Source organism: Paratractidigestivibacter sp. (assembly GCF_052362415.1).
In the GTDB taxonomy this organism is placed as follows: domain Bacteria; phylum Actinomycetota; class Coriobacteriia; order Coriobacteriales; family Atopobiaceae; genus Paratractidigestivibacter.
In genome coordinates this window covers 2243-11931 of sequence record NZ_DAWEMK010000049.1, presented here as the reverse complement: position 1 = coordinate 11931, position 9689 = coordinate 2243, and the positions used below count along the sequence as shown (strand labels likewise).

7 protein-coding genes and 2 pseudogenes are annotated in these 9689 nt (G+C 65.2%); 5 read left to right on the top strand and 4 right to left on the bottom strand.

Annotated features, from left to right (window positions below; all coding sequences use genetic code 11):
• The 3 genes from ACT84W_RS06340 to smpB all read left to right on the top strand — a co-directional run.
• A partial coding sequence (locus ACT84W_RS06340; RefSeq protein ID WP_444328597.1) for a ribonuclease R family protein occupies positions 1 to 1394 on the top strand: 1394 nt, incomplete at its 5' end.
• Positions 1395 to 1553: 159 nt separating this feature from the next.
• Positions 1554 to 2453, top strand: a complete 900-nt coding sequence (locus tag ACT84W_RS06335; RefSeq protein WP_444328596.1) for a hypothetical protein — start codon at positions 1554 to 1556, stop codon at positions 2451 to 2453.
• Position 2454: 1 nt separating this feature from the next.
• Positions 2455 to 2958, top strand: coding sequence for an SsrA-binding protein SmpB (gene smpB, locus ACT84W_RS06330; RefSeq protein WP_417576692.1), 504 nt, complete (start codon positions 2455 to 2457; stop codon positions 2956 to 2958).
• Positions 2959 to 3044: 86 nt separating this feature from the next.
• On the opposite strand, the gene ACT84W_RS06325 is transcribed toward smpB, so the two are convergent.
• On the bottom strand, positions 3045 to 4370 hold the full coding sequence (locus ACT84W_RS06325; protein ID WP_418827537.1) for a threonine/serine exporter family protein: 1326 nt from the start codon (positions 4368 to 4370) through the stop codon (positions 3045 to 3047).
• A gap of 219 nt (positions 4371 to 4589) precedes the next feature.
• On the opposite strand from ACT84W_RS06325, the gene ACT84W_RS06320 reads away from it, so the two are divergent.
• Positions 4590 to 5552 carry a YoaK family protein gene (locus tag ACT84W_RS06320; RefSeq protein ID WP_444328595.1) on the top strand — a complete coding sequence of 321 codons (963 nt, stop codon included), beginning with the start codon at positions 4590 to 4592 and terminating at the stop codon, positions 5550 to 5552.
• Positions 5553 to 5779: 227 nt separating this feature from the next.
• On the opposite strand, the gene ACT84W_RS06315 is transcribed toward ACT84W_RS06320, so the two are convergent.
• Positions 5780 to 6937 carry an ATP-binding protein gene (locus ACT84W_RS06315; RefSeq protein WP_444328594.1) on the bottom strand — a complete coding sequence of 386 codons (1158 nt, stop codon included), beginning with the start codon at positions 6935 to 6937 and terminating at the stop codon, positions 5780 to 5782.
• A gap of 418 nt (positions 6938 to 7355) precedes the next feature.
• Between ACT84W_RS06315 and ACT84W_RS06310 the strand changes: the two genes are divergently transcribed.
• Positions 7356 to 7745: an Abi family protein gene (locus ACT84W_RS06310; RefSeq protein ID WP_444328593.1), complete on the top strand. Its 390-nt coding sequence runs from the start codon at positions 7356 to 7358 to the stop codon at positions 7743 to 7745.
• 47 nt (positions 7746 to 7792) lie between these two features.
• On the opposite strand, the pseudogene ACT84W_RS06305 reads toward ACT84W_RS06310, so the two are convergent.
• Both ACT84W_RS06305 and ACT84W_RS06300 read right to left on the bottom strand, forming a co-directional pair.
• Positions 7793 to 8374: pseudogene (locus ACT84W_RS06305) on the bottom strand (ATP-binding protein).
• Between the two features lie 811 nt (positions 8375 to 9185).
• A pseudogene (locus ACT84W_RS06300) lies at positions 9186 to 9689 on the bottom strand (IS21 family transposase); the annotation flags it as partial.

The following is a 9689-nucleotide window of genomic DNA, read 5'->3' as shown; positions in this document are numbered from 1 at the left end:
AAGGACGAGGCGCTCGAGCAGTACCAGAACCAGATGTCCAACCGCAACGCGAGCGCGCGGACGGCGGCTTCGACCTCGACGTCCACATCGCCGACGTGACCCATTACCTGCCTTGGGGCTCTTCGATGGACCTCGAGGCCCGATCGCGCACCTGCTCGGTCTACCTCGTTGACCGCGTGATCCCCATGCTCCCGGAGCGCCTGTGCAACGACGTCTGCTCGCTGCGCCCGGGGGAGGACCGCCTCGCCATGACGGTCCGGATGCGCCTCGACGAGCGCGGCAACGTCGTCTCCGCGAAGGCCTGCACCTCCGCCATCCGCTCCAATGCGCGCCTGTGCTACGACGAGGTCGATGCGCTGCTGGTCGGCGAGAAGAGTCCCGCCGACCTGCCCTGCGTCGACGACTCCGAGGCGCCGGCGGTGGCGCAGATGCTCCGCGCCCTCGACCGAATCCGCTCCCTGCGCGAGGCCGCCCGCCGCGCCCGCGGCGCCATCGACTTCGAGACGCGCGAGTCCAAGGTCGTCCTCGACGCCGACGGCCACCCGACAGGCGTGCGCGTCCGGAGCCGCACCCGCGCGACGGGGCTTGTGGAGGAGGCGATGCTGTTGGCCAACGAGTCCGTGGCGCGCATCCTCGCCGACGCCGAGGTCCCGGCGGCCTACCGCGTGCACGAGCAGCCCTCCGCCGAGGACCTGCGCCACACCGTGGCGCCCCTCGACGAGCTGGGCGTTCTGGGGCCCGGGGACGCCGCCGCGCTCATGGCTGGCGAGCCCGCGGCGATCCAGCGCGTCCTCGACGCGGCCCGTGGGACCCGCGGGGAGTACCTGGCGAGCGCGCTCCTTCTTCGCGCGCAGCGCCGCGCCGTTTACCTGCCTCAGAACCTCGGCCACTACGCCCTCGGCGCCACGGCCTACTGCCACTTCACCTCGCCGATTCGCCGCTACCCCGATGACATCGTGCACCGAGCGCTGAAGGCGCACCTCGCCGGCAAGGACGGCTGCCCCGAGCAGCGCGCCGTCGAGCGCCTGCTGCCTCAGCTTTGCAGCGACTGCTCGCGCATGGAGCGTACGGCCGACGCCGCCGCGCGCGACTCGCAGAAGGTAAAGATGGCCGAGCTCTACGCCGGACGCATCGGCGCGCGGGAAGCGGGCGTGGTCTCCGGCTGCGAGCGCTTCGGCGTCTTTGTCTCGCTCGACGAGACCTGCGCAGACGGCCTCATCCCCGTTCGCGACCTCGGCTCCGAGTGGTTCGAGTTCGACGAGAAACGCATGACCCTGACCGGCGAGTCCACGGGCACGGTCTGGGGGCTCGGCCGCCGCGTGGTCGTGGAGGTCGCCGGGGTGGATATCCCGCGCGGCCGGATCGACTTCCGCCTGCCGGCGAAGGAGCATTAGCCGGCTCGCGCGCCGCCGTGCTCGGCGCCCGTCGCGGCCTCCACGCGCTGGAAACAAATCGACTCGCCGCCCGAACGCTGCCTCGCGCCTGCGCGATAATGGGAAGACTAACAACTTGACCAGCATCTGATTCGCCGGCACGCGCCGGCTGGAGGAACCATGAACGAACCGCAGACAGAGCTCGATGACGCCCTTGCCCAGGCCGAGGGCTATCTTATCCAGGGCCAGGACGAGGCCGCCGAGGAGCTCCTTCGCCGACTCGCGGAGGACGCAGAGGAGTACGTGGACAAGAACTGCGCCGCCACCGATGCCGTGCAGTGGTTCAGCTTCCCGTCCGCCTTCGAGAAGCTCGCCTACCGCAGGACCGAGGGCGACCCCCGCGAGCTGCGCGACGTCGGCGAGCCGCTCGACCGCCTCTATGCCGATCTCGCGCTGGCGAGTGTGCACGTGGGCGACTACGACGAGGCCAAAAGCGCGCTCAAGTCCGCGATTCGCTGGAACCCGATGGACTGCGGCAGCCGCCTGAACCTCGCCGACCTCTACAAGCTCGACGGCGACATGGACGAGTACCTCGGCCTCTCGTTCTCCGTCTTCGAACGCGCGAGCGAGCCGCGCCACCTGGCTCGAGCCTTCGTCAACTTCTCGGCCTGGTTTCAGGTCAGCGAGAAGCCCCAGGTCGCGGCCGCATGCCTGCGTGCCGCGCTCGCGCTCGGCGTGAAGGACCCCGCCCTCGACGCCGCCGTCGATCAGGCGACGGGCACTGACCGCGACCCGGCCGGCGTCTCGGAGTCCGAGGCCCGCACCCTGCTGGCCGCCGAGGGCCTGCCCGCCGGCGCCAACGCCGAGATGGCCGCCTGCCTGCTCATCTGCGCCTCGAACGCCGCCCGTGCCGGCCAGAAAGCCGAGACGACGACCTTCACCCTGCGTGCCCGCGACCTGGTGGGCGAGCCCGCCGCGAAGTCGCTCCTGCGCGCGATCCAGGCTGCTGAGGCCGAGGAGCTCGCAGGCGTGTCGGGCGCCGCGGTCGATGCCGAGTCCGCGGCAAGGGGAGGCAACTAACATGGCCAAGTCCACCAAGCCCGCCCAGCAGGGCAAGCAGGCGAAGCCCCAAAAGAAGTCCATCGCCCGCAACCGCTCCGCGCGCCACGAGTACTTCATCGACGAGACCTTCGAGGCGGGCATCGAGCTCACGGGCACCGAGGTCAAGAGCCTGCGCGAGCGGGCGAGCCAGATCACCGACGCCTTCTGCCTCATCCGCGGCGGGCAGTGCTGGCTCCACGGCGTGCACATCCACCCGTATTCCAACGGTGGCGTGTGGAACGTCGACCCGGACCGTAAGCGCCGCCTTTTGCTGCACCGCCAGCAGATCGACTACCTGGACGGCAAGCTCCGCACCAAGGGCACCGCGCTCGTGCCGCTTGAGCTCTACTTCGACGAGCACAACCGCGTCAAGCTCGCTATCGGCCTTGCCCGCGGCAAGAAGCTCTACGACAAGCGCGAGGACATGGCCCGTCGCGACGTCGACCGCGAGATCGCCCGCGCCCTCAAGTCGCGCAGCCGCTAGGCCCGAGGGGCCAGCCGCTCCAGCCGGGTAGATTTGGCATGAAGGGCCTGCCGGTTCAGCCAGGCTGAGACGGCAGGCCCTTCATGCTAGCTCGTCTTTCGCCACCTCGGGTCGGTGAAGGTCCTCGCCACGCCGAGGCCCACAGGCAAAAACGCCACGATGAGGACGGCGCGCACGAACCACGCGAGCATGTTCGCCGTGTCAAAGATGCACATGTAGTACATGGCGCGGTATAGGTACAGTCCCGGCACCATGATCACGATGGACGGGACCGTAAGCCCGATGCGCGGGTAGCTCGTCCAGTGCTCGGCGGCATGGGCCAGAAGCCCCGACGTGATGGCGCCGATGAAGGCGGCCGCCTCGGGAGGGCAGCCGGAGGCCAGTCCGAGGGCAGGGGCGAACGTGGGCAGGTCCACGAGCGTCAGCCGCAGCGTGTTGGAGACGGCGCCGATCGCCCCGGCCGTCGCAGCCATCTGGACCGGGCTGTTGAACATCACCGAGAACCCGAACACGCCGACGAAGCTCATCGCGAGCCTCAGCAGCGTGAGCGCCGCGGGGCCGAGCCCCTGCGGCGCGAAGTCGCTCGGCGAAAGCCCGACGACCTCCGCCACGAGCCACCCGATGAGCGTGGCCACCGTGATCACCGATATCGCGTACACCAGGCGCTCGATGCCGCTGCGCATGTCGAGCTTGGCGATGTCGAGGCCCGCGGTGATTAGCGGGAAGCCGGGAATCACAAAGAGCATGGCGCCGATGTAGCCGGCCTCGTGGTTCATCGCCGCGGGGTCGAAGTGCGCCAGGAAGGTGAGCGCCGCCAGGTAGCACACGCAGGCGGTCGCGACGCCGCAGCTGATGCAGCTGAACTGGCCGAGCTTGCGCGCGAGCATCTTTACGCGCATGTAGTTGCCCATGCCGGCGCCCACAAAGGCGCAGAGCATCTCGAAGGGGCCGCCGCCCAGCAAAAACACGAACGCGCCGCACGCGCATGCCGCGGCGAGCCCGAGCTGCAGGCATCCGTAATCAGGATTCGACTTCTCCACCACGTCGAGCAGGTTGTGGAAGCCGCGCACCGTGAGCTCGGCGCCTTGGGTCTCGATCTCGTGGATGTAGTCTTCCATCAGCCAGATGCGGTGAGTGTTCACGCCGGTCGTGGGCAGGCTCACGACCTCGCTGAAACTCTCATGCCCCTCGATGCAGGTGCACTCGATGGACAGCAGCGAGAGGTCGACGTGGACCGTCACGCCGAGCACGCGCGCCACGCGGTTCATGGAGTCGCGCACGCGCCAGGCCCCGGTGCCGGACGCGAGCATGAGCTGGCCTGTCCGGCAGATGATCGTCGATTTGTCGGCCAGGGGCGCGTCCACGGCGAGCTCGTCGCCGGCGCTCACGACCTCGTGCCAAATTGCTTGCATGTGATGCGGGTGCACCCGCATTCCCGTCGAGCCCATCGCCCGTTCGCCTCCATAGTTTGCCAAGTCTATGGTAGCCCCAAGCGGCAAGGAGCGGGCCGTGCCGTTACTTCTTGTTTCCTTTTGGCTTCAGGAAGGGGCAAGAAGTGCTCCCGGCGAGGCCGCGGCGTCAGAATGACCTATGGTTTAGGCAAGGCAACAGGCGTCAGAAAGGTCCAGCACATGTTCCGCGCGAAGCAAGAGTCCGAGTCCATCGAGCTTGCAGTCCTCCTCGCGCTTTCGGGCGGCATCATGGACGCCTACTCCTACCTCGTGCGCGACCACGTCTTTGCGAACGCGCAGACCGGCAACATGCTGCTGTTCGGCGTCAACCTGGCCGCAGGCGACTGGGCCCAGTGCCTGCACTACGCCGTCCCGGTGGTCTGCTTCGCCGCCGGCATCGCCTTGTGCCACACCATAAAGATCGTCGCAACCGAGGAGCACCTGCACTGGCGCCAGCTGGCCCTCATCATCGAGGCCGTCCTGCTCGTCGTCGTGGGCTTTATCCCCGAGGGTCGCAGCCTTTACGCCAACGGCCTCACGTCCTTTGCCTGCGGCATCCAGGTCCAGGCGTTCCGCAAGTTCCACGGCCGCCCGCTTGCCACCACCATGTGCATCGGCAACCTGCGCAGCGGGACCCAGGCCTTGGTCACCTTCGCGAGCGACCGCGACCAGAAGCAGCTGCGCGGCGGCCTGCTCAGCTTCTTTGTGATCGCATGCTTCGTATTCGGCGCCGTCATCGGAAACTGGGCGATTCCCGCGCTGGGGACCCGCACGATCTGGGTTGCGCCCGTTCTCCTGATCACCTCGTTCCTGATTATGTTCGTCGATCGCGAGAAGCGTCGTGTTGAGGTGCTCGTCGAGGCCGACCTTGAGGCCGACCTCGAGGGCGAGGCGGCGCCCGCCGTGCCGGCGCAGCTTGGCGGCATCGCCGGTGTCGAGGAGCGCCTGGCAGAGCGCCTCGCCGCCGACGCCGAGCGTCGTCACGGCCACGAAATCGAGATGGACGTCATGCACGATATGGGCCTTACCTCCGAGGGCGGGGATGAGCAGCATGAGGGCGCCATGGAACGCGACGTGGAGGCCCAGATCGAGCAGCACCTGCGCGACCACATCGCCCGCGGCGGCTTCCGCGCGCGGAAGTAGGCGCGCCGGGGCGTCGCACGGCGGGCGCGACGGAGCTGCGCTGGAAAAGTCTGCGAAGTCGGTATCCTAAATCGAAAACCGCGAGTATAGATGCGGATGAGCCTAAGAATACCTGCGTAAATGCAGGGCTATTGGCGCCGCTACTCGAGGTTTCGGAAATAGGATACCGACTTCGTATATATTTCTACGAATCCGCATTTTGGGCGAGGTTCGGCATGCTCATGGCCCTATCTCTTTGCCCAGTCTTCGACTGTCCAGATTGGCGAGCCATTAATCTCGGTTGTCTGATTTGATCTCATGATGACCGAGCGCCTCTCCGGGGCAGCGCCTAACAGCTCGCCAACGGAATCAAGGTGCCGCATAAAGCTGTTGCGATAAGTCCGCGAGGATTTGATTTCGCATAGCTCAGGCACCGAAGGGACCGTCGCGTCAACGAGGTCGACTTCGACACCATTCGAGTCGCGATAGAAATAAAGCTGAGCAGTTTCCCCGCGGTTCAAATGGCGTTTATACAACTCGGCGATGACCGCATTTTCGAAAACAGGGCCCAATGTGCCTGAGCGCTCCATCTCCGAGGCGTCTCCGCCCGACAGCAGATGACACAAAAGGCCGGTGTCATAAAAGTAAATCTTTGGAGTCTTGATGAGTCGCTTTCGCGAATTCGCAAAGTACGGCTGCAGCAGAAAGACGATATAAGACTGCTCGAGAATCGACAACCATGCGCGCAGCGTCTTGGTGGTCACGCCCACGTCAGACGCCATTGAAGCAACATTGGTCAGCTGCCCTACGTTTGTTGCCAAAATCCGCAAGAATAGGTTGAACTGGGTCAAGCTGGTCGCGTTAATGAGCTCGGAAACATCTCGATCGAGATACGTTGCCACGTAGTTCGAGTAGTAGACGTCCTCGGGGATGTCTACGTTGTAAAGACGGGGGTAGCCTCCTCGATACAGGTACTCATCAAAAGGCAAGTCATCTTGAGCCGCAAGAAGTTCCCTATAGGATAAGGGGAGCAGCGTCAGCAACCCTACGCGGCCCGCCAGCGATTGGGAGATTTGGCGTTTTAAGATGAAGTTCTGCGAACCGGAAAGGACGAACTGTCCTGGGGCTCCCACTTTATCTGATTCAACCTGGATAACATTAAACAGCTCGGGAGCCAGCTGGGCCTCGTCGATGATGAGCGGCGCCGGGTGCGAGTGGATATACCCGAGGGGGTCGGCGTTGGCGGCGGCGCGTTCGCCTGGCAGCTCGAGATTGACGTAGCTGTAATCAGAAAAAACCTCTTGGACCAGCGTCGACTTGCCGCTTTGCCGGGGCCCCGTCACCGACACGACCGGAAACCACCGGGAATACTTTTTGAGGACGCTGGCGATATCACGAGGGATCATTCGGCCCGGCCCTTTCCTGTTTATGCGAATCAAGTTGTCAGAGTTATGTTAATCGGGTACTCCGGCTTATGCAAATCGGGTACTCAGGCTTATGTAAATCGGGTAGTCTTGCCCTAGGTTGATTGAGTAACCGTCTCCTGTGGGGGCTTATGCTACGGGAGAACGGGTCGAGGCTGCAAGAAGACGATTACCCTGGCCGCTGGGCCGCCGAAGTGCTGCGGTTTTCGCCCTTCGATCAAGCCTGAAATTATGATCTTGACAAAAGTCTAAGGGCTTGAAGTCGGCAATGTAGATGGGCTGCGCCTTGCCCTGCGCAACATCGGCTATTACAGGCTTTCCGCATACTGGTTTCCGTACAAAACCATTGACGCTAAGGGGGTAGGCTGTATTCTGTGAGAATACGAGCTTCGCCAAGATTATGCGTGCCTATGAGTTTGACCGCGATTTGCGTCTCGTTATGTTCGGCGCTATCGCTGAGATTGAGATTTTCTTTCGAGGCAGACTCTCCTATCTCGCGTCTGGAGAGGACGGCATCTTCGGTTTTCCTGAGTCCGTAAAGCCCAGACTTAGCCGTGAATACTCCGCGGCGAACAAAGGTGAGCAGTTCATCAAGCACTTTGTCGCCAAGTATGGAGACGAACATGATCTTCCGCCTTATTGGGTGATGGTCGAGTGCGCAACGATGGGCACTATCGAGCTGTTCTATCAAAAGGTCTCTCCGAGCGTAAGGGCGGAGGTGGCCTCTGATGTGTTTCGTCAACCTCTCGTTTCACAAAACAGCATCCGTTCGTTTCACACGTCAGCGTGAAGATTCTTCACGCACGAGCGTCGCCCTGGCACCAATCCTTTCTTCTCCTACAACTCCCCGCGCATGAGCGCGTGTTTGACCCTGTACGACTCCCTGTCGTAGGTGACGAGCCTGCCGTGGCGGACGATGCGGTCCATCATCGCCTTGGCCATGTCGTCGTCGGCAAAGATCTCGCCCCATCTGGAGAGCTCGATGTTGGTGGTGAGGATGAGCGCGATCCGCTCTTAGCGCATCGACACCACCCGGAACAGAAGCCTTGCCCCGTCGGGATCGGTGGGAAGGTGCCCCCACTCGTCCAGGATGATGAGGCCGCACCTGCCGAGCCTCCCGAGCGCGTCCTGCGCCGTCCCCTCCTTATTCGCACGCCTCAGCTCGCTTACCAGCTCCGCCGTCGACCAGAACGCGACTTTTCCGCCCTCGCCGCAGGCGAGCAGCCCCAAGGCTATCGCGGTATGGGTCTTGCCGTTGCCCGATCCTCCGAAGAGCACCAGGTCCTCGCGGGCGTCGATGAGGGCAAGCGAGAGCATGTCGTCCCTCGTGAAGCCGCGGGGAAACACGATTCCCGGCCATTCGAAGCCATCGAAGCCCTTCTGCGAGGGAAAGTTCGCCTGCCGCCTGAGGCGCGCCATCCGGCTTCGGCGCCTGAGCGCGCACTCCCTTGCGGGCGCATCCCCGAAGAACGCGAGCTGCCCATCGGCGGCCGCCTCGGCCACGTGGCGCATCGTCGCCTTCGACAGCAGGACGGAGCCGCCCTCGCGCTCGGCGCGCTTCAGCCTCTCGCAGCGCGCACCAACCTTCTGCGGCAGCCTGGCCGTCCCGGTCGCCTCCCCTGGGCATGAAGCCGTCGTAGTCGGCGAGCCTGGTGCCCAGCTCGCGCGCCGCCTTGGCCCTGGTGCCTTGCGCGCGGATCCCGGCGCAGCACATCTCGACATCGGCGGGGCGCATCTCGCCGGTGGCCCGCAGCGCCTCGGAGAACGCCCGGGCGGCGATCCCCATGCCATAGGCTCGCGCGAGCCTCGAGATCACCTTGACCTGGCCTTTCGGCTCGTCGGTCGCCATGGAGCCGAAGGCGTCCCTCGCATCCTCGTCGAACAGCGCGCACACGCTGGGCTGCGCGAAGGCGCGCGCCTTCATCGAAAGCGGTCCGAGCAGCGCCGGCGGGTCCTCGTCGGAGGTGGAGAGCTCGCCGGAGCGCCTGCGGCAGGCCCTTGGCGGCGTCCCGTCGGGGGCGTCTATCTCCACCGTGAAGGCGCGCACGCCCACCGTGAGCGAGACACATGCGAGCGAGGGTGACGCCAGGTGGCGATGGCGGCCGCCCAAGGTGATCCTTCCGTAGCCGTCGGTCGTGCGCGACGCCCGCTTGACGACGTCGAAGGGCTTTTCTGGAAGAGGCGGAAGACGCGCCTTGTCAACCTGGAAGAGGGCGGCCCAGCTGAGTCCCTTCTCGTAGCGGAGCCGCTCTTCGGAATGGGCGTCAAGCGCCTCGGCAAGCCCTCGGTTGTAGCCTTGGAGGCCGTCCACCTCGGGCACGGGCACGAAGAAGCTCCTCCTGGTGTAGCCGACCTTGCCCTCGACGCTTCCCTTCTCCTTGCCGGCGCTCGGGCTGCGGAAGCGGGCCGTGAAGCCGTAGCGCAGCCTGAGCCGGCGGAAGAGGTCGGACCCCACGATCGCGTCGCGCCGCCTCCTCCCGGCCTCGGTGGCGTTGTCGAGCACGATGACGGGGGGAGCGCCCCCGGTGTGCTCGAAGCAGTCCTTGAGCCCCTGGCAGGCACAGACGTCCTTCTCGCCCGCGAAGACCTCGCGCACCCCGTGGTTGGAGTACGGGAAGGACATCGGCAGGTAGTGCATCCTCGCCCTGCCGCCGCCGAAGGCGTAATCGAAGTCGGCCTGCCCGAAGCCGGCCTGCATGGTGCCCGGGCCCCATCCGAGCCTCACCGACTCGCC